This is a genomic window from Phytohabitans sp. LZ39 (genome assembly GCF_059359075.1).
Window position 1 is genome coordinate 179,217 of sequence record NZ_JCADBM010000011.1, and the last position, 25,598, is coordinate 204,814.

Here is a 25,598-nt window from a genome sequence, read left to right on the forward strand (position 1 = left end):
CCGTGACGTGACCGATCAACTCACCGACCACGTACGCCCACACCTCGAACCCGGCGGCGAACGCGCGGGCGCCGACCACATCGTGCACGCCGTCCTCCGCGCGCTGGGCGACCGCCTCCCGGCCGGCGAGGCGGCCTACCTGGCCGACGGGCTGCCCGCGGCACTGCGGCCCTTCGTCCGCCACCCCGGCGAACCGTCCACATGGGACGACGGCCCGCGCAACCGGGAGGACCCGGTGGCGCGGATCGCGCTCGCCTGCGAAACCGACGAGGCGCAGGCCCGCCGCTACGCCCGCGCCGTCCTGGCCGAGCTCACCGAGGCGGTGTCACCGGGCGCGGTGTACGAGGCCCAGGTCCAACTGCCGGACGACGTGCGCGAGCTCTTCCCCGACCCGGTCCACGCCGTGGGCCACGAACACGACTAGCTTCGCCGCTCGGCGTCGGGTGGCTGGGCCTCTGAATTCCTGTTAGGACGATTTGAGCTCGGGATAACGATCATGACGCAGCCCACATGCCGAGCCACATCTCCCAAACAGTGGAAGGTGGGGCCGGCGATCCGCCGGTCGGGCCGGTCAGCCCCTACGCCACAGCCAGCGCGTGAAGCCCGAGCCGTGGCGGGCCCGGCGCTGGTCTGCTCGGCACAGCCTGGACGATGGCATACGGCGCGGCTCCCACGGCAACCACCCACCGACCAAGAAGACCAGCCCCGTCCGGAGCCCGACGCCGGAAAGTCGAGGAGCCGAGGGGCTTGCACCGCGGACCCGGCAGTGGACGGCCGGGGGGTTTCGGCGAGCGCTGCGAGCCGCCGGCCGGGAACGGTGCCCGCGGGAGCAAACGGTCCGCAGGTGACGCGGACGGGGGCGGATGGGTCATGAGGTCCGCAGGGTGACCTCCCACGCTTCCAGGCCGCGGTCGACGACGGTCGTGGGGACCTCCAGGTGGAAGGCGCCGCTCGGGACGATGCCGGCGCCGCCGTGGCGTTCCAGGACCGCGAGTTGGGCTGCCGCGTCCTCGCCCTGGTGGTCGGGCGGGAGCCGGCGCCAGAAGTCGAAGCCGCCGGAGTCGACGAGCTTGGCGCGGTCGAAGAGTACGCAGCCGCCGATCCAGGAGACCTTGTACGGGCGCCATTCGCCCGGTGCCAGCCGGAGCTTTTCGGTGACGTGCAGCAGGTTGGCGGCGGCGTGCAGGCCGGCGCGCCACCACTCGGGGCTGCCGGGGCGTACGCGTTCGGGGTGGGGGCGGCCCGTCCAGGGCTCGAACTGCCGGTGTGAATCAGGGCGCACGTCGTCCCGATAGGACAGTCCGTGCACGGCGTTGCCGACGAAGCCGCACCGTAGCTCGGCGATCGCGGCCACCAGGCGGGCCAGGGTGGCGGGCTCCAGCCAGACGTCGTCGTCCAGACAGAGTACGTAGCGGGCGGACGAGCGGGCGAGCAGGTGGGCGCGGTGTTCGGCCAGGCCGCGGCGGGGTTGGTGGCGGCCCAGCAGCACGGGGTGGCCGCGGTGGCGCAGGACGCGCACCATGCCGGCCGCCGCGGGGTCGGTCCAGCCGGGTGGGCCGTCGGACTGGTCGCTGACCGCCACGCCGAAGGGGACGCCCTCCTGGGCGGCCACGCCGGCAAGCGTGGTGGCCAGCGCGGCGGGGCGGTTGCGGGTGGGGACGAGGACGTCCACCTCGCGGGGTGCGCGGAAGGCGGCCGGGTCACCGGTGTCGAGCGGTCGGTCCACGGCGGATCCGGTCGATGATCACGGAGGTGGAGCGGTCCGGGACGTAGCCGAGTGTGCGTACCTCGCCGCCCAGCCGGCGGACCAGGGCGGCCTCGGGGACCAGCTCGGGCGGGTAGTCGCCGCCTTTGACGTAGAGGTCGGGCCGCACGCGTTCGATCAGCGCGGCCGGTGAGTCCTCGTCGAAGACCACGACGTGGTCCACGCACGACAGGGCGGCCAGCACCGCGACGCGGTCCTCGACCGGCACGACCGGGCGGTCCGGGCCCTTGAGGCGGCGTACGCCGGCGTCCGAGTTGACCGCCACCACCAGCACGTCTCCCAGCTCGCGGGCCTGGCACAGGTAGCTCACATGGCCGCGGTGCAGCACGTCGAAGCAGCCGTTGGTGAACACGACGCGGGCGCCCTCGGCCCGCTTGCGGCGCACGATGCGGTCCAGGCCGTCCGCCTCGACCAGGGTGGCCTGGCCGGTGAGGGCGGCGCGGAGCTGTTCGGCGTGACAGACGCAGGTGCCCTCGCAGGCGACACCGACGGCCGCGGCCGCCCGGGCCACCTCGGCCGCGGTCTCCACCGGGGCGCCGGTCGCGAGGGCGAGGGTCATGGCCGCCAGGTAGGCGTCGCCGGCGCCGACCGTGTGCGACTCGGGCGCGGCTTCGGCGCGGGTGGCGTGCGTGCTGTTCGGGCCGGCCACCACCGCGCCGTCGCCGCCCAGGGTCACGGCGACCACCTGCGCCCCGAACTCCTCGCGCAACCTCCGCGCCACCCTCCCGGCCGAACCCGCGCCGGACTCCGAGAGCCGCCGCGCCGCGCTCCCGGCCGATCCCGGGCCGCCCGCTTCCGCCAGGCTCGGGGTCATCACCGTGGGCGCGAGGTCGCGCCAGGGGCGCAGGTCGTGCGCGTCCAGCGCGACCAGCGCGAAGCGCTCGCGGTGCCGCACCAGCCACCGGCGCACCGGCTCGGGCAGGCCACCGAGGCCGTAGTCGGCCACGACGAGCACCCGCTCGGGCGCGCGCTCCAGCGTGGCGATCAGGTCGTCGACCGCGGCGGGTGGCAGCGGGCCGCCGCCGGCCTCGTCCTCGCGTGCCACGATCTGTCCGCCGGCGAGCAGGCGGCGCTTGACCGGGGTCGCGCGGCCGGGTACCCGAACCATGCGGTCCTCGACCCGGTCGGCGGCGAGGCGGGCGGCCAGGCGTTCACCCGCGGGGTCCACGCCGGCCACGGCGGCGAGCGCGGGGCGGGCACCGAGCGCGGCAAGGTTCACGGCCGCGTTGCCGGCGCCGCCGGCGGAGAGCTGGCGGCGGCGGAGGGTGAGCACCGGTGCGGGCGCCTCGCGGGAGATCCGGTCGGCGTCCGCGAACCGCCACTCGTCCACCAGCACGTCGCCGACCACGAGCACGGGGAGGCCGCCCCACGCCTCGATTGAGTCTTCCACGCGCGCCGGTTTCCACGTTGATAGGCGGATAAACACGGACATTCCCGGGTAGCCGAACCGGTATGGGTGGCCTCGTCGACGGCGTGGGGCGCATGGCGGTCCTGCGCGCCAACGCCCTCGGCGACCTCGTGTTCGCGCTGCCCGCCCTCGACGCGCTGCGGGCCGCGTACCCGGCGGCCGAGATCGTGCTGCTCGGCGGCCCGCTCCACGCGGAGCTGCTCACCGGCCGGCCGGGTCCGGTCGACGGCGTGGCGATCCTCCCGCCGGTCGAGGGGCTGCGTCCGCCGGCGCCCGGGGAGACGCCGGTGCCCGTGGAGGACTTCCGCGCGGCGGCCCGCACCGCTCCCTACGACCTCGCCGTGCAGATCCACGGCGGCGGCCGCACCAGCAACCGTGTCGCCGCCGCGCTCGGCGCGCGGGTCACCGCCGGACTGCGGGCCCCGGGCAGCCCGCCCCTGGACCGCTGGGTCCCGTACGTCTACTACCAGCCGGAGATCGCCCGCTACCTGGAGGTGGTCGGGCTGGTCGGCGCCGCGCCGGTCACCCTGCGGCCGTCACTCGCGGTCACCGCCGCCGACGTGGCCGAGGCCCGCCGGGTCGCCGGGCCGCCGTCGCGGCGCCGGGTCGTCATCCACCCCGGCGCGACCGACCCGCGGCGGCGCTGGTCCGCGGCGCGGTTCGGCCTCGTCGCGCGCGAGCTTCTTTCCCAGGGGTACGAGCTGGTGGTGACCGGCACACCGGACGAGCTCCCGGTCGCGGCGGAAGTGGCCTCGGTGGACAGTCGCATCAGGACACTCGTCGGCGAGCTGTCGCTCGGCGGACTGGTGGGGCTGCTCGCCGGCGCGGCCGCGGTGGTCGCGAACGACACCGGCCCGCTGCACCTGGCGGCGGCGGTCGGCACGCCCACGGTGGGCGTCTACTGGGCCGGCAACGTCATCAACAGCGCGCCGCCCTTTCGCGCCCGCCACCGCCCGGTGCCCTCGTGGCGCGTGCACTGCCCGGTGTGCGGTGCGGACTGCACGCGCGACCTGTATCCCGCGCGCCCCGGCGGCGGCTGCCTCCACAGTGAGTCCTTTGTGGATGACGTGCCGGTGGAGGAGGTGCTCCAGGCGGTGTACGACCTCACCGACCCGCGGCACGCGGCTACCGGCCCGCTGGCCGGTAGCCGCTCGGGTGTCGGCTACTGACCGCCCGTCAGCCGGAACCTTGGATGCCGGCCTGCGCCGCCGTCGCGATCAGCACCGCGGTGCCGGTGGCGGCGGCGGTCAGGACGGCGAGCAGCCAGGTACGTGCGCGCCTACTCATATCGACCTCCCTCCCTCGGAGGCCGCCAGTATGGGTGGCGCGCGGCCTGCGCGCCAGAGCAATCAGTCGTCACTGGTCAGGATCAGCACCTTGCCCACCGCACCGGCCTCGACGGCCGCGTGCGCGTCGGCGGCCTCGGCGAGCGGGTAGTAGTGCAGCGGCAGCCCCGCGTCGGGACCGACCCGCAGCACCCGGTCGGCGGCCGCGGCGGCGACGTCGTAGACCGCCTTGGCCTTGGCCGCCTCGGTCAGCGTGTAGACGAGCACGAACTGCCAGCGCGCGTTCGGCGCCATCAGCGGGCGGACCGGCAGCGCCAGCGAGCCGGTGCCGTCGTCGGCGTACACGGCGACGCAGGCGTGCGGTGCGGCCACCGCGACGTCGATCTCGGCGTTGGCCACCGGCGCGACCTCGACGATCGTGTCGACGCCGCGCGGGGAGATCCGCTTGACCTCGGCGACCACGTCCCGCTCGCGGTAGTCGACGAGGTGGTCGGCGCCCGCGGCGGCGGCGAGCTGCGCCTTCTCCGGGCCGCTGACGGTCGCGATCACCGTGGCGTCGGCCCACTTGGCGAGCTGGATCGCCGCGTTGCCGACCGCACCCGCGCCGCCCTGCACCAGCACCACCCGCCCCTCCATCGCGCCCGCGTTGATCCGGTCGGGCATGCTCTCGCCGGCGGTGAGGCAGCGGTGCGCGGTCAGGAACGGGATGCCGAGGCTCGCGCCCAGGTCGAACGAGGCCGGGCCGAGCCGCACCACCTGGCGGGACGGCACCAGCGTGTACTCCGCGGCCGTGCCCCACGGGCGCCGCCAGGCGGCCTCCCACACCCACACGCGCTCGCCGACGAGGCCCGCGTCGACGCCCTCGCCGACCGCCTCGACCACCCCGGCGCCGTCCTGGTTGGGGATCTGCCAGCCGCCGGGCGGGACGGCGGACCGCCGCGACTTCCAGTCGGTCGGGTTGACGCCCGACACCGCCACCCGCACCAGCACCTCGCCCGCCCCCGGCTCGGGGACCGGGCGCTCGACGACCTCCAGGACGGACGGATCCCCGGTACGGGTGTACACAACCGCTCTCATCGGCGCTCCTCCAGACGTGGGCCCTCGGTCAGTTAACCGAAGTTCCCCGTCCGGTGGTACGCAATCCGGCGCGGAGCGGCGACTCAGGCCGGCTTGGTCGCCACCAGGACGTCGCGGACGATGGCCTGGTCGACCCGGTGGCGCAGGCTCGCCCACGGGCCCTCGTCGCGCACGTCCAGGCCGGCCTTCGCGAGCACCTCGGCGGCGTCCTCGCGGCGGGCCACATACGTATTCCACGAGATGCCGAGCGCGCCGCCCGGCCGCAGCAGCCCGGCCCACACCGGCGCGGCCGCCGCCAGCAGCGCGAGCGGGTCGCGGGCCAGGCCCTTGGCGGGGGTACGGCTGCCGTGCTGCACGCCGTACGGCGCGTCGGCCACCACGACGTCCACAGTGGCCGGCCGGAAGAACTCGCCGGCCCGCGTGGTGTCCGCGTTCACCACGTCGAGGAGCTGGCTCTCGCCGGCCTTGCGCTCCTCTTTGGACGGTGCCAGCTCCACCCGCAGCCGCCGCCCGACGACCTGCCGCTCGCGCCGCACCGGACCGGACTCCAGCACCCGGTGCTTGACCCGCTTGCGCTTGAGCCAGGTGGTGATGAACGCCTGGTAGGCCTCGAAGTCCTTCTGGTCCAGGTCGACGCCGGCCGCGTCGTAGCCGTACATCAGCGCCTGGTTGAGGGTCGTGCCCCGCCCGCACAGCGGGTCGAGCACCTTGAAGCGGCGCTCCAGCAGCTCACCGGCCCACGCGCTGGCCAGCAGCGTGGCGTTGAGCAGCAGCTTGGTGAACTGCTCGTTGGTCTTGCCGGCGTACTTCTGGATGGTGACCAGGTCGTCGTCGTAGCGGTCCAGCCGGTGCAGCTCGACCGGGCGGAGCAGGTCGTGGTCGACCCGCTCGAAGAGGGCGAAGGCCGACGACATGTTGCTGAGCAGGGCGAGGTCGCGCCCGGTCAGCCCGGAGGCCTCGAACGTCACGTACCGCACGCCGCCGATCGTCGCGACCTCCGACCCGCCGATCCGCCCGCCGAGCACCGACTCGGCGAAGATGTCGAGCTCGGTGCGGGTCAGGTCGACGGCCGAGTCGGCGTAGACGCGGTTGGTGCCGGGCGAGATCAGCAGGGCGTACACGGTCATAGTCGGGCGAGTATCGCACAGCGCGTGATCGCTCAGGGAGGAGGATGCCCGTTCGAGCGGATCGACAAACGCCTTGACGATAGATTGATCACTTAGCTATCGTGCCGGCGTGACCGCGATGCGCGAGCCGACGTTCCTCATCCTCACCGCCTTGGCCGACGGCCCCCGCCACGGCTACGGCATCCTCCAGGAGGTCGAGACCGTCTCCAAAGGACGGGTGCGGCTGCTGCCCGGCACCCTCTACACCGCGCTCGACCGGCTCGCCGCCGAGGGGCTCGTCGCCCACGAGCGCGACGAGCGGGTCGACGGCCGGCTGCGCCGCTACTACCGGCTCACCGCGGACGGGTTGGCGGCGCTCGACGCCGAGGCCGCCCGCCTCCAGCAGCTCGCCACCGCCGCCCGCACCCGGCTCCGCGCCCACCGGCCGGCCAGCGCGTGAGCGGGGCACTCGAGCGCCGCTACCGGCGCCTGCTGCGCGCCTACCCGCCCGCCTACCGCCGGACGCGCGGCGAGGTGCTGGTGGGCGTGCTGATGGACGCCGCACCGCCCGGCCGCACCCGCCCCACCCTCCGCGAGGCGGCCAACCTTGTGCGGCACGGCCTGCGCGCCCGGCTCGGCCGCCCGGCCAGCCGCACCGTCGCCGTGTGGGCCACGCTCACCGCCGCCATCTGCGGGCTCTTCACCGCCGCCGTCGCCACCCGGCTCGCCTGGGAGACCGGGCGCCCGATGCCCGACCGCGCGGAGACGGCCGCGATCCTCGCCGAGGTGGCGCCGGAGCACCGGTTCACCGACGTCCAGATCGCGCCGGCGCTGTTCACCTGGTACAGCCAGCGGGTCCGGCTGCGCCACCTCGACAAGATCCTGCTCTTCGACGGCGGCGAGTACGAGCAGGGCTCCGGCACCGCCAGCGCCGCCGGCACACCCCCGATGCCCGGCGGGGCGGCGGTCGCGGCCGCCGAGGCACACCTGCGCGACGCCGGGTGGCGCGTCCACCAGCGGACCACCGAGGCGTACGACAGCTGCACCGACATGACCACGATCACCATGACCACCGTCGAGGCCCGGCGCGGCGACACGCTCCTCCGGGTCACCGTCACCGACCCGCGCGTCGAGCCCGACCTGCCGTACCTGACGGTCGCCCTCCAGCGCACCACCCCGCCGGCCGTGCTCCCCGCGGGCGTCGCCGGTGTGCTGCTCGGCGCCGCGCTCGGGTGGCTCGTCTTCGGCTGGGCCAGCCGGCGGACCGAGGGGCGCGTGGCGCCGACCCTCTGCCTGGCCGCCGCGCTCCTGCTCTGGTGGTCGCCGGCGGCGCTGGCCGTGCCGTCGATGCTCGGCCACCACCTCGACCAGCCACACGCGGTCTGGCACCCACTCTGGGAGTGGCTCGGCCAGCCGACCCTCAGCGTCTTCTTCGTCGCCGGCACCTGCGCCGCGCTGCTCGGCCTCGCGCTCGCCGCCACCCGGTCCGGCGCGGGCGCGGCGACCACCCGGAAGGTCGGCTGACCCGGCCGCGCGGCACCGGCGGCGGTAGCGTGCCCAGCATGAACGGCGGACGTCACAGCCTCGACGAGCGCTTCGCCGGCGAGGCCCTCGATCCGGACGTGTGGTTGCCCTACTACCTGCCGCACTGGAGCTCCCGCGCGGCCAGCCGCGCCGCGCACTCGGTACGCCGCGGCGAGCTGCGCCTGACCATCCCGCCCGACCAGCCGCTGTGGTGCCCCGACCGCCACCCCGAGCCGCTGCGCGTGTCGTGCGTGCAGAGCGGCGGCCGCACCGGGCAACAGCCGTTCCGCGAAGGGCTGACGGTGCGCGAGGAGCAGCCCGAGTTCTGGGGCTACACGCCCCGATACGGCCACATCGAGATCCGCATGCGCGGTATCGTCACGAAGCGCTCGATGTTCGCGTTCTGGCTTTCCGGCGTCGAAGACCGCCCCGAGCACTCCGGCGAGATCTGCGTGGCCGAGATCTTCGGCGACGCGGTCGGAGACGGCACGGCCGCCGTCGGCATGGGCCTGCACCGCTTCCGCGACCCGTCGCTCACCGAAGACTTCTCCGCCGACCCGCTGGCCCTCGACGTGGCCGACTTCCACACGTACGCGGTCGACTGGCGGCCCGGCTCGCTGGTGTTCACAGTGGACGGTGAGGTCGTGCGCGAGGTCGGGCAGGCGCCGGACTACCCGGTGCAGCTGATGCTCGGCGTCTTCGACTTCCCCGCGAAGGGCGACCCCGCCCACGCCACCCCGCCGGTCCCCGAGATGGTCGTCTCCCACGTGACCGGCCACCCCCTCGACTGACCGAATCCGTTTGTCGGGATCCTCGCCGGGTAGCCCGACCTGGTAGGGACGCGACGGCAGCGGGGGGTGGCCGACATGACGAGCCCGTTCGGGCAGGATCCTTTCGAGGAGTTTCTCGCGCAGTTCTTCGGGTCGCAGCAGGGCCAGCAGGGCCGGCGCATCGACCTGGCGCGCCTGATGAGCCAGGACGCGCGGGAGCTGATCCAGAGCGCGGCGCAGAAGGCCGGCGAGTGGGGCAGCCGCGACCTGGACACCGAGCACCTGCTGTGGGCGATCTGCCAGCGCGAGCCGCTGCGCCAGCTGCTCGCCCGCGCGGGGGCCGAGCCGGGCGCGCTGGCCGCGGAGATCGAGCGCGGCGTACGGCCGGGTGAGCCGCGGCGGGAGCCGCCCACGCTCACCCCGGCGGCCAAGCGGGCGCTGCTCCAGGCGCACCAGATCTCGCGTACCCTCGGCGCCTCCTACCTCGGGCCCGAGCACATCCTGCTCGCGCTGGTGGTCAACCGGGAGTCCGAGGCGGGCCGCATGCTGTCCGCGCACGGCGTCACTCCGGACTCGCTGCGGCAGGCGGCGCAGAGCCAGGTCCAGGGTCCGAACGGCGCGCCCGCCGCCACGCCGACACCGACGCCGACCGTCGACCGGTACGGGCGAGACCTCACCGCGCTCGCCCGCGACGGGCGGATCGACCCGGTGGTGGGGCGGGCGCGGGCGATCGAGCAGTGCGTGGAGGTGCTCGCCCGGCGTACCAAGAACAACCCGGTCCTGATCGGCGAGGCCGGCGTCGGGAAGACGGCGATCGTGGAGGGGCTGGCGCAGCGGATGGTGGACGGCGACGTGCCGCGGACGCTGGCCGGCAAGCGCCTCGTCCAGCTCGACCTGACCGGGCTGGTGGCCGGCACCCGCTACCGCGGCGACTTCGAGGAGCGGCTCAAGAACCTCGTCGACGAGGTACGCGCCAACACCGACGACCTCGTCGTCTTCATCGACGAGATCCACTCGGTGGTCGGCGCGGGTTCGGCCGAGGGCGCCACCGACGCGGCCAACATGCTCAAGCCCTCCCTCGCCCGCGGCGAGCTGCACGTCGTGGGCGCGACCACGCTCGACGAGTACCGCCGGTACGTGGAGAAGGACGCCGCGCTGGAGCGGCGCTTCCAGCCGATCCTGGTGCCCGAGCCGAGCGTCGAGGACACCGTGGAGATCCTGCGCGGGCTGCGCGACCGTTACGAGGCGCACCACGGCGTACGCTTCGGCGACGAGGCGCTGGTCGCGGCCGCCGAGCTGTCCGACCGCTACCTCACCGACCGGTTCCTGCCGGACAAGGCGATCGACCTGATCGACCAGGCCGGCGCGCGCGTGCAGCTGCGTAGCCGGGCGCCGGCCACCGACGTCCGCGAGCTGGAACGCCAAATCGAGCACCTCTGCCGCGACAAGGACCAGGCGGTGGCGGACGAGCAGTACGAGCGGGCCAGCGAGCTCCGCGACGAGGTGAGCGACCTGCGCCGCCAGATGGCCGAGGCCGAGGGCGGTCCGGGTGGCGTGCCCGAGGTGACCGCCGACGACATCGCCGAGGTGGTCTCCCGCGCCACCGGCATCCCGGCCCAGCAGCTCAGCGAGGAGGAACGCCACCGCCTCGCCAACCTCGAGCAGCGCCTGCACGAGCGGCTGGTCGGCCAGCAGGACGCGGTGCGCGTGGTGGCGCAGGCGATCCGCCGCTCCCGCACCGGCCTCGGCGACCCCAACCGCCCGATCGGCAGCTTCCTCTTCCTCGGCCCCACCGGCGTCGGCAAGACCGAGCTGGCCCGCGCGCTGGCCGAGTCGATGTTCGGCGACCAGGACCGCATGGTGCGGCTGGACATGAGCGAGTTCCAGGAACGCCACACGGTCAGCCGCCTGGTCGGCGCCCCGCCCGGCTACGTCGGCTACGAGGAGGCCGGCCAGCTGACCGAGGCGGTGCGGCGGCGCCCGTACTCGGTGGTGCTGCTCGACGAGATCGAGAAGGCCCACCCGGACGTCTTCAACCTGCTGCTCCAGGTGCTCGACGACGGCCGCCTGACGGACAGTCAGGGCCGCACGGTCAGCTTCAAGAACACCGTGCTCATCATGACCAGCAACCTCGGCTCGGAGGCCATCGGCCAGGACCAGGCGTTCGGCTTCGGCAGCGAGACCCGTGGCGCCGACCAGGACGCCCGCGACCGCGTACTGCGCCGGCTCCGCGACGAGCTGCGCCCCGAGTTCCTCAACCGGATCGACGAGATCGTGGTATTCCAACGCCTCGACGCCGAGCAGCTCGCCGAGATCACCGACCTGATGCTGGAGCAGACCCGCCGCCGCATGCACGCCCAGGACATCACCACGCACTTCACCCGCGGCGCGATCGGCTGGCTGGTCGACCAGGGCTACGAGCCGCGATACGGGGCCCGCCCCATGCGCCGCACCATCCAGCGCGAGGTCGACAACCGCCTGTCCGAGATGCTGCTCGACGGGCGCCTCTCGCCCGGCCAGGAGATCCAGGTGGACGCCGGGGACGAGGGAAAGCTCACCTTCGAGGTCACCCCGCGCCTGGAGACCGCCCCCACCGCATAGCTCGGCTACCGCCCGTGAGGGTCGGGGTAGGCAGGGGCCGGAAGCTACGCGGGCGATGGGCATTGGCCCCGACTCGCAGGCGCGCGTCACCTCCCTGCTCAACGCCGCGGAATTCACGTCCGCAATGAGCCATTCCGCGTAACGACGGGTAACGCTGCGTAGTAGGCCGTCGCCCAGGGGTGTGACACTCAGGGATGCGTGGTGGTGCAACGGTGTCTCGCCACGTTGGGGTGGTTTCGGCGGTGAGGCCGTTGGGCGAGGTTGTCGATCGTTGCGATGTCTGGACACCGGATGACTTCTGGCAGGTGGCTGCGGCCGTTGATCCCTGCCAACGCGTCGCGGGAATGATTGACGACGCGGTGGTCTCGCAGGGCAATCACGAGGCAATCACCCCATCCCGTCCGCGCCTCAGATCGATTCGTGGGGTGGACGCGATGTTGATCTCAGGGTGGGTGCAACCATGCTGGGTGGTGGTGCGCCTGTGTGATGTGACGGTGCTTTCCGGGTCAGCCGTACGGGATGACTTCGACGCGGTGTATTCGGAGCATTTCGCCCCGATGGTCCGGCTCGCCTATGTGACTACCGGCAGCTTGCCCGCCGCGGAGGACATCGTCCAAGAGGTGTTCGTTGCCCTGCTCGCCCGCGCCGACGTGCGCGAGCCGGGCGCCTGGCTGCGCCGGGCCGTGATCTCCCGGTGCACGTCCTGGGTGCGGCGGCTGCGTTTGGAACGCAGGCACTCAGTCCACGGCCGCCCAGAGCCGGTCACCCCGCTCGGGCCGGACGGGGTGGCGGTCCGCGCTGCGCTGGGCCGGCTGCGGCCACGGCACCGGGCCGCGGTCTTCCTGCGCTATTACCTCGACCTGACCGAGGCCGAGATCGCCCACGCGCTTGGCTGCCGGCCCGGCACGGTCAAGTCCCTGCTGCACCGCGCACACGCCGCCCTGAGGGAGTACCTGGATGAGCACTGATCGGAGCGAGCTGATGCGCCGCGGGATCCGCGAACTAGCTGACGCGGTTCCCGTCCCGGAACGCGGGCCGGCCGAGTTGCGCGTCGCGGCAGGTTGGCGGCGCCCGCGGTCGGCCCGCGGCGCTCTGCCGGCGCTCGTCGGCGCTGTGGTGGTGCTCGTGGTCGCCGGGGTTGGAGTGTTGCCGGCCGTCCTGCCCGGCCCAGACGTGCGGACCGGCGCTGGCGCGAACGCCGCAGTGCTGCCACGGACGTTCGCCACGCACTCGCACCGCACCGCGGACGTCTCTGCCGCACCCCCGGGATCGGTGGTTGCCCTTTACAGCTATGCCGTCGGCGGCTCCGTGCGTAACCGCCGGGTGCTCGTGGTCGGCGCGGATGGGCGCCGGTACCGCGAGCTCGACGCCACCACCGGCCGTGGGACATCGACGCTGCTGGCTCCGGACGGCACCCGGGTGGCGGTCCGAGGGGTCGATGACATTGCCGTGGTGGACCTGGTGACCGGCGCGGCCCGGCGTTACCCCGTTGACACCGGCGCCGCCCCGCAGCTGCTCGCCTGGTCATCGGACACCGACACGCTGCTCTACCTAACCATGCCGGAGCAGCCCGACACGTTCGACGAACCGAGCAATGGCGTGCCCGTGCTGCTCGACCTCACCAGCGGTGCCCGTACCACGATCCCCGGCCAGCGCGGCACGGTCGACGCGGCGTTCGCCCCGGACGGGCGGCTGGCCGTGCAGCTGGCGGGGCAGCTGCGGATCGTCCGCCTTGACGGCACCGTGGACAGGACCGTGCCGGTGCCGGCCCGGCACCGGTTGGCCGGCGCTGCGGCCTGGTCACCGGACGGTACCCGGCTGGCCCTCTACCGGATGGGCGAGTCGGGGAATCCGGGTACCCCTGCCCCGGTCTACGGCCTGCGCGGTGCGGGGTTCCCGGACGGGCTCGCCATTGTCGATCTGGCCGGCGGCGGCACGGCAACCACGAGTGCCCCGGACGATCTGACGACGCTGCTCGGCTGGCGGGGCGATCGGCTGCTGGTGCACCGTGCGGATCCCGCGAACACCATCGTGGCGGTGCCCGCCACTGGCGCGCCGACCGAACCGCTGTCGCGGCTGCGGCCGGGCAACGATCATGTCCACGACGTGCAACTGGCCACCGGGCTGCTGCCTCGGCTGGAGGTGCGCGACGCCGGTGTGGATCGGGGTCCCTTGCCGGCGTCGTTGCGAGTGCTTGCCGCAGTGGGCGTACTCGTCGCCGGCGGCCTGGTCTTCCTCGTGGCGCGACGAATTCAATCGCGCCGCAGATCGACCGGTCCGTCCCGAGGCTCCGTCCACGTCTTGTCCTGAGGTTCCGCAGGTGGTCGTAAGACCGAACATGTCCTTAAGGGCCTGCCTCGGCTATGAGTATCACTTACACCGCGCAGCTGCCGGTACGCGACCAGACGGTGGACGTTCTGGCCAAGCTGCTGGCCCACGAACGAGCACGCCGGGGCACCCGCGCCGGTACCCGCGCGTTGTCCTGTCATAACCAGGCGGTGCTCGTCTTGCGGTGGTTCCTGGACGGTACCCGGATGAGCCAACTGGCCCAGGACAACGCGATCGGCAAATCGACCGGCTACGACTACCTGCACGAAGGCATCGACGTACTCGCTGCGAGGGCACCGGGCCTGCACGGGGCACTACTGGCCGCGAAGGCCGCCGGGTACAGCCACGTCAACATCGACGGCATGCTGGTGGAGACCGACCGCTGCCGCACCCCAGGCCCCACACCGGGTGTCGACCTGTGGTGGTCGGGTAAGCATGACAACCACGGCGGCAACATTCAGGTGATCACCGTCCCGGACGGCTGGCCGATCTGGACCTCGGATGTACGCCCAGGCCGGGAACACGACACCACCGCACTACGCACCCACACCGAAATCCTGCCCACCTCGCCGTGGCGGCCGATGCACTACGCACGCTGGGTGATCTGGGCTACGAGGGCGAGTCCGACACGATCACCGTGGCGTTCAAGAAACCCAAAGGCGGTCGCCTCACCAAACTGCAGCAGCAGCTGAACAAGGCCCACAACAGCATCCGGGCAATCGGCGAGCGCGGCAACTCGCTGCTGAAGATGACGTTCAAGGCGCTACGCAACGTCAGCCTGGATCCATGGCAGATCGGGAAGATCGTCGCTGCGGCCCTCGTCATCCTCCACATTGACCATGCCCGCACCACATGACCTTCAGTAGTCAACGCGTTGCCCGGAATGGCTCGATAAGCTGTGCGACTGGGTACAGACCGCTGCTACTACGGGCGGACTGCGCGTCCGGGCTAACGTCGCACGTTCAGTCGAACGCCGCCTGAACGAAATGTCTGGACAATGAATAGCAAATCTCGACGCGACAGCAACTGCAAAGCCGGTCGGCCGGCAATGTTGGCGCGGCACGAAATGCGGCCCAGGTCGACGGGCAGAAGCAGTTCGGCCGGATACGGACGATGATGAGTGGAGCGGCGATCTCGCCGGTGAGTGTTCACCCGGCGCGGGTATCGGCCGCTGGGACGGCTCGGTATGGCCGCGACCATCGCCCTGCCCGGCGGCGTGGGCAGGCTGACCCCGCTCGGCCGCGTGTGCCGGGTGTCGCTGCGGGGCAGCCGCTGAAGCCGAGGCCACGGGCCGAGTTGGCTCCGGTGGACGGCTCTCGTGCGGGCCTGCCGCCGGGGTCGCACGAGAGCTGTTGCGCAGGCGACGCATGCGCTCACCATGGCGCTGGGCCAGTCCCCAGTCGCGGTGGCGTTTGTGCTCGCGACGAAACTCCTCACACGCCGGAGAATAGTTACGCGACTTGGTACGGTCACGCATTTCGGCGAGCGCGGCCGACGTGAATAGTTGAAGCTGCCGCATGCACCAATTATCTCGCGGCCGCCCGGGGAGTTGCTGCCCCGACCGACGATCGATCATGCCAAATTTGTTTGGCGACTGCGGTGTCCGACATGCCAATAGTTGGGATACGCACAATAACGTGAATTCAGGACGGCGAAAGGGCCAACAAGGTCGACGGCGAACACATCATCCCCGCAGGCCGCCGGAGGCGCCATGGGCGCCGTGACCAACGGCGGAGGGTGAGGCCGCGGGAGCGACGGTCCGGACCACCGCGGACGTCGTGGTAGCTCGATGGAATGTGATCGTGGTCAACCCGCACCGCCGACCGGCGGTGGATTGTCGTCCGGCGGGGGTTCGGTCTCGTCGGGGTCGACGATGACCGGGCGGAGCCAGGCCCACAGGACGAACAGGACGCCGAAGATCAGCATGGCCAGGCCGGCCCACAGGTTGGCGTTCACGTCGCCGGTCTTGGCGCGGTCTTCGGCGGACTCGGCGACGATGCCCATGATGACCAGGACGACGCCGTAGAAGCCGACCAGCAGCCCGATCACGGTGCGCACGTCGGAGATGCCCGCGCGGTGCGGGGCCGCGGGGCGGCCGCCGGTGCCGGAGGTGTTGGACATGACGGGACTCCTAGCGGAAGACGACGTTCAGGGCGATCACGAGCACGAGTGAGATGCCGGCGAGCTTGACCGGCGAGCGGTACCAGGGCAGCCGGCTTGCCATCGGGTCGGTGCGCTGCTCCTTGGGCGTCTCGGAGTAGACCAGGCCCTTGAGCTCGGACGCGGGCTTCGGCGCGGTGGCCCGGCTGACTAGCACGCTGACCACCACGTCGACCACGAAGGCGGCGCCCGCCGCCACGAACGCGGCGCCCTGGCCGGGCAGGTTGTAGACGCCGCCTTCGTTGAGGCCCCACACGGTGACCGCGGCGGCGGTGCCCGACACCAGGCCGACCCAGCCGGCGGTCGGGGTCATCCGCTTCCAGAACATGCCGAGGATGAACGTGGCGAACAGCGGCGCGTTGAAGAACCCGAAGAGCGTCTGAAGGTAGTTCATCAGGTTCTCGTAGCCGGACGCGATGAACGCGGTGCCGATCGCCAGGACCGTCGCGCCCACCGTGGCCAGGCGGCCCACCCGCAGGTAGTAGTCGTCGGGGCGGTCCTTCTTCACGTACCGCTGCCACAGGTCGTAGCTGAAGACGGTGTTGAAGGCGGAGACGTTGGCCGCCATGCCGGCCATGAACGCGGCGAGCAGGCCGGCCAGCGCGACGCCGAGCAGGCCGTTGGGCAGCACGTCGCGGATGAGCAACAGGATCGCGTCGTTGTACGTGGTGCCGCCGCCGTCGCCGCCGGCCTTGAGCGCGGCGGTCTCGGCGACCAGCACGCCGGCGATCATGCCGGGGATGACCACCACGAATGGGATGAACATCTTCGGGAACGACCCGATGATCGGCGTGCTGCGGGCGGCGGACATGCTGTGGGTGGCCATCGCGCGCTGCACCTCGACGAAGTTGGTGGTCCAGTAGCCGAAGGAGAGCACGAAGCCGAGGCCGAAGACGATGCCGAGCACCGACAGGAACGAGTTGCTGAAGCCGGCCAGGTCGTTGCCGGGCCACGAGCTGAGCTGCTCGGCGCCGCCGCCCGGCGCGTCGGTGATCTTGTCGATCAGGCCGTTGACGCCGCCGACGCGGTGCAGGCCGATGAGGGTGAGCGGGAGCAGCGCGGCCACGATCACGAAGAACTGGAGGACCTCGTTGTAGATGGCCGCGGAGAGCCCGCCGAGCGTGATGTAGCTGAGCACGATCACCGCGGCGATGATCAGCGCCACCCACAGCGGCCACCCGAGCAGGCTGTTGACGACGCTGGCCAGCAGGAAGAGGTTGATGCCCGCGATCAGCACCTGGGCGAGCGCGAAGCTGAGCGCGTTGACCAGGTGGGCGCCGGTGCCGAAGCGCCGCAGCATGAACTCGGGCACGCTGCGCACCTTCGACCCGTAGTAGAAGGGCATCATCACGACGCCCAGGAAGAGCATCGCGGGCACCGCGCCGATCCAGTAGTAGTGCATGGTCGGCATGCCGTACTGGGCGCCGTTCGCGGACATGCCGATGATCTCGACCGCGCCGAGGTTGGCGGAGATGAACGCCAGGCCGGTGATCCAGGCCGGCAGCGAGCGGCCGGCGAGGAAGAAGTCGAGGCTGTCCGAGATCCGGCGGCGGGCGGCGAGGCCGATCATCAACACCACGGCGAAGTAGACGGCCACCAGCACGTAGTCGATCCAGCTGGCGTCGATCCGCAAGGCGTCTTCCACGGGCCCGTCTCCTCCGCTCGTGACCGGTGGCAACGACCGCCACGTACCCACGAAACAGGAAAAAAAATCATCGCGGGGCGGAAATGGGCGAGTCAGGCGGGCGGAGGGGCGTGCGTGTCGCGGAGTACCACGTCGGGGTGGAGGACGACCGACTCGGCCGCCGCGGTGTCCGGAGTGGAGTCGAGCTGGGCGAGCAGCAGCCGCACCGCCTCGGCGGCCATCCGGGCGGCGTCGTGGCGGACGGTGGTCAGCGCGTACGGCTCCCACCCCGCCATCGGCACGTCGCCGAAGCCGGTGACGGTCAGCTCGCCCGGCACGTCCACGCCGCGTGACCGGGCCTCGTGCAGCACGCCCAGCGCGATCGTGTCGCTGGCGCAGAGGATCGCGGTGGGGCGGCGGGCCGCCTTGAGCAGGGTGCGCGCGGCGGCGACGCCGGTGGCGTGGTCGTGGTCGTACCCGCCGCGCAGCACCCGGGTGCGCACCGCCGGCTCGGCCGCGAGCACGCCGCGAAAGCCGGTCTCCCGGTCGAGGCTCGTGCTCAGCCGGCGCGGGCCGAGCACCAGCGCGACCTCGGTGTGGCCCAGCCCGGCCACGAGGGCGGCGATGTCGGCCGCGCCCTGCCTGTTGTCGGCCACGCAGGTCGCGTGCCCGGCCTCGGGCGCGAGCCGGTCGACCAGCACGTGCGGGACGCCGCTCGCGGCCAGGTGGCGGGCGACGGCCGGGCCGATGTGGGTCGCGGCGAGCAACACGCCGTCCACCGAGCCGTCGGCCACCTGGGCGAGCACCTCGGCGTCCTCGGTCTCGGCCAGGAGCGTGGTGCGGTAGCCAGCTGCGGCGAGCGCGTCGTACAGCGGCACGATCAGCTGGGGGTGAAGCGGGTTGAGCAGATCGTCCGGGCTGGAGACGACCGCGACCCGCCGGGTGCGGCGGCTGCGCAGGACGCGGCCGGACTCCTGCGGCACGTACCCGAGCTCCTCGGCCGCCTTGCGCACCCGGTCGCGGGTGGCCGCCGAGACGTGCGGGTGGCCGGCCAGCGCCCGGGAGACGGTGGGCTGGGAGACGCCGGCGACCCTGGCGACGTCTTTGCTGGTCGGTGCCCGGGTCATCGGCGGCCCCTCGCGTTCTACATACGTATGCGGACAGTGTCGCGTACCCACTGGCGATTTCTGAGGTGCAGCCTAGCCGCCGGCGAGCCCCGCCCAGGGATGCCCCGGATGTACGAGCGCGAGCGTGTCCGCCAGCCACCGCCGCCGCTCGCCGCCGAGCCGCGGCAGCACCCGCTCCAGGTCGGCCACGTCCTTGTCGCGGGCGCCCTTGGCCTTGAAGAGCAGCACGATCTCCGGCGCCAGGTACGGGATGCCGTCCGGGTCGTGCCGGATCACCTCGGCGTACGGCAGGCGGATGCGCGCGTCGCGGCGGCAGACCCACCCGTCGCCGTCGCGCTCCTCGCGGAAGACGTCGAACCGCCACACGCCCGCCGCCCGCTCCCACGCCCACGTCTGGTGGCCGCGCCGCAGCTCCTCATCGGACAGTGGCCACACCGCCCCGTCGCGCGGCACGGCGAAACCGCACTCGGGGAAGCGCTCCGCCACGGCTGTGAAGTCGCCCGCCGGCACCGCGATCTCCAGGTCTTCGTGGGGGCGGGTTTGCTCGCCGAGGAAGAGGTCGACCGCCCAGCCGCCGGCCACGTACCAGGGTGCGGCGAAGCCGTCCATCCGCGCCGCCAGCACCCGCGGGTGCCAGCCCGCCCACGCGTCGATGTCCGGCGTCATCCGCCAATGATGCGCCACTAACGGCGTATCAGCTCGTGGCGTCGGCGGGCGTGCGGCCGTACCGTTCCTCGGGTGCGAGCCATCCGAATCCACCGCTACGGCGGCGCGCCCAACATCCGCGTCGAGGACATCCCGCGCCCCTCGCCCGGCGCGGGTGAGGTGCTCGTCGAGGTCGCCGCGACCTCGTTCAACCCCTCCGACATCGGGTGGCGGCGCGGCCTGATGCGGCCGCTGATGGAGCTCGACCTGCCGTGGACGCTCGGCGGCGAGGTCTCCGGCACGGTGGTGGCGGCCGGCGAGGGGGTAAGCGCGCCCGCGCCCGGCGACCGGGTCGTCGGGCGGGTCGACCGGGGCGGTGCGGCCGCCGAGTACATGACGGCCCGCGCCCGCGAGCTCGTCGCCGCGCCCACCACCATCCCGCTCGCGCACGCCGCCGCGCTCCCGATCGCCGGGGTCACCGCGTGGCAGGCGGTGCGCGAGCACGCGCGCGTCGAGCCGGGGCAGCGCGTGCTGGTCAACGGCGCGGGCGGCGGGGTGGGCGGGTTCGCGGTGCAGCTCGCCAAGCACGCCGGGGCGTTCGTGATCGCCACCGCCAGCCCGCGCAGCGCCGACGTGGTCCGGCGGCAGGGCGCCGACCAGATCGTCGACTACACCGCCACACCCCTCGCCGCCGCGCTCGACGAGCCGGTCGACGTGCTGCTCCACCTGGTGGCCGCCCCGGCCGAGGAGGCGGCGGCGCTGGTGCGGCCCGGCGGCGTGGTGGTCTCGGTGACCGGCCCGGTGGCCGCGCCGGCCGGCGTGCGCGCCGGATACTTCGTCGCGCGCAACGACACCGCCGACCTCGCCGCTCTCGTCGCGCTCGTCGACGCCGGCACCGTGCGGGTCGACATCGCCGACACCCGCCCGCTCACCGAGCTGCGCCAGGTGCACTACGACGCCGAGGCCGGGCTGCTGCACGGCAAGACCATCCTCGTGCCGTAGATGGCGGCTCGCGTCTGGTGGCCGCCCGCCGCCCTGGCGGTGGCCCAGCTCGCCTGGTGGCCGGTGGTCCCCGCGCTCCTCGACGAGCCGGTGCGCCCGGCCGCCGTGGTGCTGGCGCTGCTCGGCACCACGGTCGCCTGCGGCGCGCTCGCGTGGCGGCACACCGCGCCCGGCCCGGCGCTCGCCGCCACCCTCGCCGCCGCCGTGCCGCTGGGCGCGGGGCTGGGCTGGTCGGCACCCTTCGGGTTCGTCGCGGCGGGCGTCGCGCTCTTCACCCTCGCCGCCGTGCGCACGGCCGGCATCGCCGCCGCCGGCGCCGCCGCCACCCTCCTCGCCCTCACCGCCACCGTCGCCCTCCGCGACACATCGGTCCGCGTCGTCATCGGGTACGGGCTGATCGTCCTCGCCGCCCTGACCGTGATCTGGGTCGCGGGCAGATCGCGGCGCCGCCGCCACGCGGGCCGCGCGGCCGTCGCCGTGTTCGAGGCCGAATCGGCGGGCATGGCCCGCCACGCCGCGGCGGCCGAGCGGCGGCGGCTCGCGGCCGAGCTGCACGACGTGGCCGCCCACCGGCTGACCGCCATCGTGGTCTCGACGGCCGCCGCCGCCCGCCTCGACGATCCCGCCCTGGCCGCCGAGGCCACCCGCCACGCCGTCGACGCCGGCCGCCAGGCCCTCACGGAGCTCGACCGCCTGGCCGACATCTCCACGGACGGCATCGACCCGGCCGCCGCCGAGGGCCAGATCGAGGAGGAGGGCGCCGCGCGCGACAAACGGCGGCCAGGTGCGGCCCCGGGAGCAGCGGACCGGACCACCGCGGACGCCGGCGCCGGCCTGGAGGGCATCGCCGGGGCCGGGCTGGAAGGCATCGCCGGGGCCGGCGGGCTGGAGGGCATCGAGCGGCTGGTCGCCGAGCGCCCCGAGGTGACCTACACGCGCCCGGACAGACCTGTGCCCCCCGAGGCGGCGGCGGTCGCCTACCGCGTGGTCCGCGAGGCCCTGACCAACACCGCCCGCTACGCCGCCGGCGCCCCGGTCACCGTAGCCCTGGAGGCAGCCGCCGGCGAGCTCGTGGTGTCCGTTGTGGACGGTGGTGGCACGGCCACCGCGCCCGACCTCGGCAGCGGCTCAGGCCTCGCCGGCCTCCGCACGCTCGTCGAGGCCGCCGGCGGCACGTTGTGGGCCGGCCCCGATGACACGCCCTCGCTCACGAAGCCGGCGGCCGGCACGCAATCGGCCGGCCCGGACGGCGCGCCTCCGCTTACAGAATCGGCGGCCGGCACGCGGTCGGGCGGCACGCTTTCGGCCGGCCCGCTGTCAGGCGGCCCACTGTCAGGCGGCCCGGTGTCAGGCGGCCCACTGTCAGGCGGCCCGGTGTCAGGCGGCCCACTGTCAGGCGGCCCGCTGTCGGCCGGTCCCGATGGTGCGCGCGGGTGGCGGGTGCGGGCCGTGCTGCCGATCGGCGCTCCGCCCGGCGGGCGGCGGCCGGAGTGGCGCGGCCCGGCGGCGCTCGACTGGGCGCTGACCGTGCTGGCGGTGGCACTGCCGGTCGGCGCCGGCTTCCTGCCCGGCAACCAGCCCGACCCGCTCGGCCGCGCCACCCCGGGCACCGCGCTGCTGCTGCTCTTCCTCGTGCTCTTCGCCGCTCCCCTGCGCTGGCGGCGGGTGGCGCCGATGCGCGCCGTCCTGGCCAACCTCGCCGCACTCCTCGCCTGGCTCGGCGCCGAACGCGCCGGCTGGACCCCGACCGAGGGCACCGACCTGCTCGGCTACACGCTGTGGGCGCAGTTCGTGCTCGCCTACTCGGTCGGCGCCTACCGGCAGCCAGCCGGCCGCGGCCGCGCGCAACGCCCCGACCGCGCCCGGCGGAAGGCGGCGCGGGGCGCGCGGCGAATCGACCGCGCCCGGCGGGAGGCGGCGCCGGCTGCGGGGCGAGGACGTGGCTGGCCGGCCCCGCTCGCCATCGCCGCCGTAGACGCCTTCGTGATGGTCAGCGGCCTGACCGGCGACGTCGTCGCCGGCTGGGCCATCTTCACGGTCCTGCTGGCCGGCCCCGTAACGCTGGCCTGGGCGGCCGGCGTGTGGACGCGCGCCCGCCGACGCCGGCGCGGACGCAGACGCGAGGCGGTGGAGGGCGACGCCGCGGCGGCCGCGCGAGCCGAGCGTTCCCGGATCGCCGCCGGCCTACGCGCCACCGCCCGCCGGCACACGGCGGCCACCGTGGTCGCCGCGGAGGCCGGCCACCTCCCGGAGGTGCTGGCCGAAGCCCGAGCCGGCCTCGCCGCGATGCGCGACCTGCTGACCGACCTCCACGCCGACGGCGACGGCGGCGACGAGCCCCCACCCACCCTGGCCGGCGCCGCGGTGCTCGCCGCCCGGCGCCGGGCCATGGTGCGCTACACCGGCACCCGCCGCGCATTGCCCGCCGAGATCGAGGTCGCCGGCTACCGGCTGGCCGATGCCCTGGTCCGGGCCGAGGGCACCCTCGCGGTCACCTACCTGCCCGACGGCGTGCGCCTGGCCGCGACCTGGCCCATCCAGGCGGACCCCATCCCGCCCTCTCGCGCGGACGGCCTGCCCGAGACGACCCGGGGGCTGGCAGCGGAGGACGAGCCGGTGGACGAGCGGCGGGTCCGCGACTTGGCCGACGCGGCCGGTGGCGCGGTCACCGGGGCGACGCCGGGCGCGGCGACCGTGTGGCTGCCGGGATGATGGGGCCATGATCCGTGTGATGGTGGCCGACGACCAGGCCATGGTGCGCGCCGGCATCGCGGCCGTGCTCGCGGCCGAGCCGGACATCGAGGTGGTCGGGCAGAGCGCCGACGGGGAGGCCGCCGTGGCCCAGGCGGTCGCGCTCCGGCCGGACGTCGCCGTGCTCGACATCCGCATGCCCGGCATCGACGGCCTCACCGCCACCGCGCGCATCACCGCCGAGGTGCCACAGACGCGGGTGGTGGTGCTGACCACGTTCGGCCTCGACGAGTACGTCTTCGCGGCGTTACGTGCCGGCGCCGCCGGTTTCGTGCTCAAGGACGCCGACCCCGAGCGCGTCGTCGACGCGGTTCGCGTGGTGGCCGGCGGCGACGCGCTGCTCGACCCGGGCGTGACGCGGCGGCTGATCGACCAGTTCGCGGCGGGCCCCGGCCCGGGTGACGCGGACCGGCTCGCCTCGCTCACCCCGCGCGAGACCGACGTGCTCCGCCAGGTCGCGCGTGGACTGTCCAACGTGGAGGCGGCGGCCGCCCTCGGCATCAGCCCCGCCACGGTGAAGGACCACGTCGCGGTCATCCTCGGCAAGCTGGGCGTCCGCGACCGGGTGCAGGCCACGATCGCCGCCTACGAGACCGGGCTGATCCGCCCCGGCATGCGGTAGCCCGCGTGTCGCGACCCTCGAAAAGATCGTGGTACTTGAGACCCCCTATGGGGGGCCTGAAGTACCACGATCTCTTTCGGCGCGAGCGATGACCATGGGCCGCGCGGTGCTCGCGCTGTCGACGAGCCCGGCTGGCCCCCGCCGTGAGGCGGGGGTCGCACCCCGCGCGACGGGTGCCGGCGGGGGTCGCACAACCGTTCTGCGGCACGACGGAAAGTCCACTTTGTCCGCATAGCGTTTGAGGCATGGTTCGCACCTTCCTCCGCCGCACCGCCGGCGTCACGCTGCTGCTCCTCGCGCCCCCGCTCGCCCTCGGTGCCGGCGCCCTCGCCTTCCTCGGCACCGCGCTCGCCACCTCCGCGATCCCGCTCCTCGCCGCGGCCGGCCTGGTCGCGCTGACCGGGATCGCGTTCCTGGTCGCGTGGCCGGCCTTCGCCCTCCTGGCCGGACGGCGCGCGACCGTCCCGACCACCCCGACCACGACGACGGCCGGACGACGCGCGACCACCCCGACCACGACGACGGCCGCTCGGCGCGCGGCCGCGACGACCGCCGCGACCGTCCCGAGCACAACGACCGGCCCGACCACGACGACCGGCCCGACCGGGATGACCGCCGCGACCGTCCGGACCTGGGCGGCGGGCGGCCCGACCACCGTGTCGGGCGGCGCGGACCGCGGGAGCACCGCGCGGCGGCGAGCGCGAGCGGCCCGGGCGGCGGCCGTGCTCGCGGGGGTCCTCGCTCTCGCCACCGCCGGCCTCGCCACCGTGACCGTCTTTCGGCCGCTGCCCACCGGCACCGCCGCACCCGCGCCGGCCGGCACCCGCTACTGGGACCTGCCGACCGGCTCCCGCCTCGCGTACGCGATGGAGCCCGCCCGCGGCACCCGCCGCCCCACGCCGGTCATCGTCCTCCACGGTGGACCGGGCACGCCGGGCGACGGCATCGACGGCATGGACCGGGCGCTGGCGGCGGACGGGTTCGACGTGTACGAGTACGACCAGCTCGGCGCCGGCCGCTCCACCCGGCTCGCGGACCCCGAGGGGTACACCGTCGCCCGCCACGTCGCCGACCTCGATGCGGTGCGCCAGGCGATCGGCGCGGAGCGGGTGATCCTGATGGGCGCGTCGTGGGGTGCCACGCTGGCCGCGTACTACCTCGCCGCCCATCCCGACCGGGTGGCCCGCGTGGTGTTCACGTCGCCGGGCGCGCTGTGGGAGGGCGCGTTTCCGGACGGGAAGACCGGTGACATCTGGGACAAGCTGACGCCGGCGCAGGAGGACGAGATCGACGCGCTGGCCTACCGGCCCCGGTTCCTCGCCGCCACCCTGCTCCAGGGCCTGAATCCGCGCGCCGCGCACGCGCTGCTCACCGACGCCGAGGCGGACCAGATGCTGCGCCAGATCCTGGAGACCGCCGCGCCGGCCGCGCAGTACCCCGGCGCTCCCCCGCTGACCCCGCCGGCCAACGCGCCCGGCTTCTGGGTCAACCAGTTCACCAGCACGGACGCCGAGACGGTCGCGGACCCGCGGCCGGCCCTGCGCGCGGTACACGTGCCCGCGCTGGTGGTGCGCGCGGAGGGCGACTACAAGAAGTGGGCCGTGACCTACGACTACAAGCGCACGCTCCCCGAGTCCACGCTGGTGTACGTGAAGGGCGCCGGCCACGCGGTCGCCAGCGACAAGCCCGTGTTGTACGAAGGCCTGGTGCGCGCGTTCCTGCTCGACCGGCCGCTCCCCCTGCCGGCGTGGAAGTCGGCCGACCCGCCCCGGTGACTTGACAGCGGCCGCCTCCCTTATCGA

General features: G+C 73.8%; 20 protein-coding genes and 1 pseudogene. 13 read left to right on the top strand and 8 right to left on the bottom strand.

What is annotated here, in order from left to right:
• The first annotated feature begins 7 nt into the window (after positions 1-7).
• Complete coding sequence (locus tag AC5L36_RS22210) at positions 8-424, top strand: DUF2267 domain-containing protein (protein ID WP_441218565.1); 417 nt, start codon at positions 8-10, stop codon at positions 422-424.
• Positions 425-868: 444 nt separating this feature from the next.
• Here the strand turns inward: AC5L36_RS22210 and AC5L36_RS22215 are convergent, their stop codons facing one another.
• A complete protein-coding gene (locus AC5L36_RS22215) occupies positions 869-1,726 on the bottom strand; it encodes a glycosyltransferase family 2 protein (RefSeq protein WP_441218567.1) in 858 nt (285 codons plus the stop codon).
• A complete protein-coding gene (gene rfaE2 / locus AC5L36_RS22220) occupies positions 1,701-3,197 on the bottom strand; it encodes a D-glycero-beta-D-manno-heptose 1-phosphate adenylyltransferase (protein ID WP_441218569.1) in 1,497 nt (498 codons plus the stop codon). Before rfaE2 ends, AC5L36_RS22215 begins: the two co-directional genes overlap by 26 nt.
• Before the next feature lie 20 nt (positions 3,198-3,217).
• Between rfaE2 and AC5L36_RS22225 the strand changes: the two genes are divergently transcribed.
• Positions 3,218-4,342 carry a glycosyltransferase family 9 protein gene (locus AC5L36_RS22225; RefSeq protein WP_441218571.1) on the top strand — a complete coding sequence of 375 codons (1,125 nt, stop codon included), beginning with the start codon at positions 3,218-3,220 and terminating at the stop codon, positions 4,340-4,342.
• Positions 4,343-4,522: 180 nt separating this feature from the next.
• On the opposite strand, the gene AC5L36_RS22230 is transcribed toward AC5L36_RS22225, so the two are convergent.
• Together AC5L36_RS22230 and AC5L36_RS22235 are read right to left on the bottom strand one after the other, a co-directional pair.
• Complete coding sequence (locus AC5L36_RS22230) at positions 4,523-5,536, bottom strand: NADPH:quinone reductase (protein WP_441218573.1); 1,014 nt, start codon at positions 5,534-5,536, stop codon at positions 4,523-4,525.
• A gap of 83 nt (positions 5,537-5,619) precedes the next feature.
• Positions 5,620-6,663: a TRM11 family SAM-dependent methyltransferase gene (locus AC5L36_RS22235; RefSeq protein WP_441218575.1), complete on the bottom strand. Its 1,044-nt coding sequence runs from the start codon at positions 6,661-6,663 to the stop codon at positions 5,620-5,622.
• A gap of 118 nt (positions 6,664-6,781) precedes the next feature.
• Here AC5L36_RS22235 and AC5L36_RS22240 point away from each other — a divergent pair, with 118 nt between their 5' ends.
• From AC5L36_RS22240 to AC5L36_RS22270, 7 genes and pseudogenes are all read left to right on the top strand, one after another.
• Complete coding sequence (locus AC5L36_RS22240) at positions 6,782-7,102, top strand: PadR family transcriptional regulator (RefSeq protein ID WP_441218773.1); 321 nt, start codon at positions 6,782-6,784, stop codon at positions 7,100-7,102.
• Positions 7,099-8,166 (top strand): hypothetical protein, encoded by a 1,068-nt coding sequence (locus AC5L36_RS22245; protein ID WP_441218577.1) that lies wholly within the window; start codon positions 7,099-7,101, stop codon positions 8,164-8,166. Before AC5L36_RS22240 ends, AC5L36_RS22245 begins: the two co-directional genes overlap by 4 nt.
• A gap of 38 nt (positions 8,167-8,204) precedes the next feature.
• Positions 8,205-8,957: a glycoside hydrolase family 16 protein gene (locus AC5L36_RS22250; protein ID WP_441218578.1), complete on the top strand. Its 753-nt coding sequence runs from the start codon at positions 8,205-8,207 to the stop codon at positions 8,955-8,957.
• A gap of 75 nt (positions 8,958-9,032) precedes the next feature.
• The gene (locus AC5L36_RS22255) at positions 9,033-11,537 is read left to right on the top strand and encodes an ATP-dependent Clp protease ATP-binding subunit (RefSeq protein WP_441218580.1); all 2,505 of its coding nucleotides are present in this window, start codon (positions 9,033-9,035) and stop codon (positions 11,535-11,537) included.
• A 251-nt stretch (positions 11,538-11,788) separates the two neighbouring features.
• Positions 11,789-12,505 (top strand): SigE family RNA polymerase sigma factor, encoded by a 717-nt coding sequence (locus AC5L36_RS22260; RefSeq protein WP_441218582.1) that lies wholly within the window; start codon positions 11,789-11,791, stop codon positions 12,503-12,505.
• The gene (locus AC5L36_RS22265; RefSeq protein ID WP_441218584.1) at positions 12,495-13,847 is read left to right on the top strand and encodes a WD40 repeat domain-containing protein; all 1,353 of its coding nucleotides are present in this window, start codon (positions 12,495-12,497) and stop codon (positions 13,845-13,847) included. Before AC5L36_RS22260 ends, AC5L36_RS22265 begins: the two co-directional genes overlap by 11 nt.
• Positions 13,848-13,900: 53 nt before the next feature.
• Positions 13,901-14,721: pseudogene (locus AC5L36_RS22270) on the top strand (transposase family protein).
• Positions 14,722-15,671: 950 nt separating this feature from the next.
• Here the strand turns inward: AC5L36_RS22270 and AC5L36_RS22275 are convergent.
• From AC5L36_RS22275 to AC5L36_RS22290, 4 genes are all read right to left on the bottom strand, one after another.
• A complete protein-coding gene (locus tag AC5L36_RS22275) occupies positions 15,672-15,986 on the bottom strand; it encodes a hypothetical protein (RefSeq protein WP_441218586.1) in 315 nt (104 codons plus the stop codon).
• 10 nt (positions 15,987-15,996) lie between these two features.
• On the bottom strand, positions 15,997-17,670 hold the full coding sequence (locus AC5L36_RS22280; RefSeq protein WP_441218588.1) for a sodium:solute symporter family protein: 1,674 nt from the start codon (positions 17,668-17,670) through the stop codon (positions 15,997-15,999).
• Positions 17,671-17,762: 92 nt separating this feature from the next.
• Positions 17,763-18,776 carry a LacI family DNA-binding transcriptional regulator gene (locus tag AC5L36_RS22285; protein ID WP_441218590.1) on the bottom strand — a complete coding sequence of 338 codons (1,014 nt, stop codon included), beginning with the start codon at positions 18,774-18,776 and terminating at the stop codon, positions 17,763-17,765.
• Positions 18,777-18,848: 72 nt separating this feature from the next.
• A complete protein-coding gene (locus AC5L36_RS22290) occupies positions 18,849-19,442 on the bottom strand; it encodes a nucleotidyltransferase domain-containing protein (RefSeq protein ID WP_441218591.1) in 594 nt (197 codons plus the stop codon).
• Between the two features lie 72 nt (positions 19,443-19,514).
• Here AC5L36_RS22290 and AC5L36_RS22295 point away from each other — a divergent pair, with 72 nt between their 5' ends.
• From AC5L36_RS22295 to AC5L36_RS22310, 4 genes are all read left to right on the top strand, one after another.
• On the top strand, positions 19,515-20,423 hold the full coding sequence (locus AC5L36_RS22295; protein ID WP_441218593.1) for an NADP-dependent oxidoreductase: 909 nt from the start codon (positions 19,515-19,517) through the stop codon (positions 20,421-20,423).
• Positions 20,424-23,135 (top strand): sensor histidine kinase, encoded by a 2,712-nt coding sequence (locus tag AC5L36_RS22300; protein ID WP_441218595.1) that lies wholly within the window; start codon positions 20,424-20,426, stop codon positions 23,133-23,135.
• A 7-nt stretch (positions 23,136-23,142) separates the two neighbouring features.
• Entirely contained in the window at positions 23,143-23,796 is a 654-nt protein-coding gene (locus AC5L36_RS22305; RefSeq protein WP_441218597.1) for a response regulator, read from the top strand.
• A gap of 245 nt (positions 23,797-24,041) precedes the next feature.
• Complete coding sequence (locus AC5L36_RS22310; RefSeq protein ID WP_441218599.1) at positions 24,042-25,571, top strand: alpha/beta hydrolase; 1,530 nt, start codon at positions 24,042-24,044, stop codon at positions 25,569-25,571.
• Positions 25,572-25,598 lie beyond the last annotated feature (27 nt).

Coding starts and splice junctions, on each gene's coding strand:
- rfaE2 (WP_441218569.1), bottom strand. CDS start 3,197: ATGTCCGTGTTTATCCGCCTATCAACGTGGAAACCGGCGCGCGTGGAA.
- AC5L36_RS22225 (WP_441218571.1), top strand. CDS start 3,218: ATGGGTGGCCTCGTCGACGGCGTGGGGCGCATGGCGGTCCTGCGCGCC.
- AC5L36_RS22230 (WP_441218573.1), bottom strand. CDS start 5,536: ATGAGAGCGGTTGTGTACACCCGTACCGGGGATCCGTCCGTCCTGGAG.
- AC5L36_RS22235 (WP_441218575.1), bottom strand. CDS start 6,663: ATGACCGTGTACGCCCTGCTGATCTCGCCCGGCACCAACCGCGTCTAC.
- AC5L36_RS22240 (WP_441218773.1), top strand. CDS start 6,782: ATGCGCGAGCCGACGTTCCTCATCCTCACCGCCTTGGCCGACGGCCCC.
- AC5L36_RS22250 (WP_441218578.1), top strand. CDS start 8,205: ATGAACGGCGGACGTCACAGCCTCGACGAGCGCTTCGCCGGCGAGGCC.
- AC5L36_RS22255 (WP_441218580.1), top strand. CDS start 9,033: ATGACGAGCCCGTTCGGGCAGGATCCTTTCGAGGAGTTTCTCGCGCAG.
- AC5L36_RS22265 (WP_441218584.1), top strand. CDS start 12,495: ATGAGCACTGATCGGAGCGAGCTGATGCGCCGCGGGATCCGCGAACTA.
- AC5L36_RS22275 (WP_441218586.1), bottom strand. CDS start 15,986: ATGTCCAACACCTCCGGCACCGGCGGCCGCCCCGCGGCCCCGCACCGC.
- AC5L36_RS22285 (WP_441218590.1), bottom strand. CDS start 18,776: ATGACCCGGGCACCGACCAGCAAAGACGTCGCCAGGGTCGCCGGCGTC.
- AC5L36_RS22290 (WP_441218591.1), bottom strand. CDS start 19,442: ATGACGCCGGACATCGACGCGTGGGCGGGCTGGCACCCGCGGGTGCTG.
- AC5L36_RS22300 (WP_441218595.1), top strand. CDS start 20,424: ATGGCGGCTCGCGTCTGGTGGCCGCCCGCCGCCCTGGCGGTGGCCCAG.
- AC5L36_RS22305 (WP_441218597.1), top strand. CDS start 23,143: ATGATCCGTGTGATGGTGGCCGACGACCAGGCCATGGTGCGCGCCGGC.
- AC5L36_RS22310 (WP_441218599.1), top strand. CDS start 24,042: ATGGTTCGCACCTTCCTCCGCCGCACCGCCGGCGTCACGCTGCTGCTC.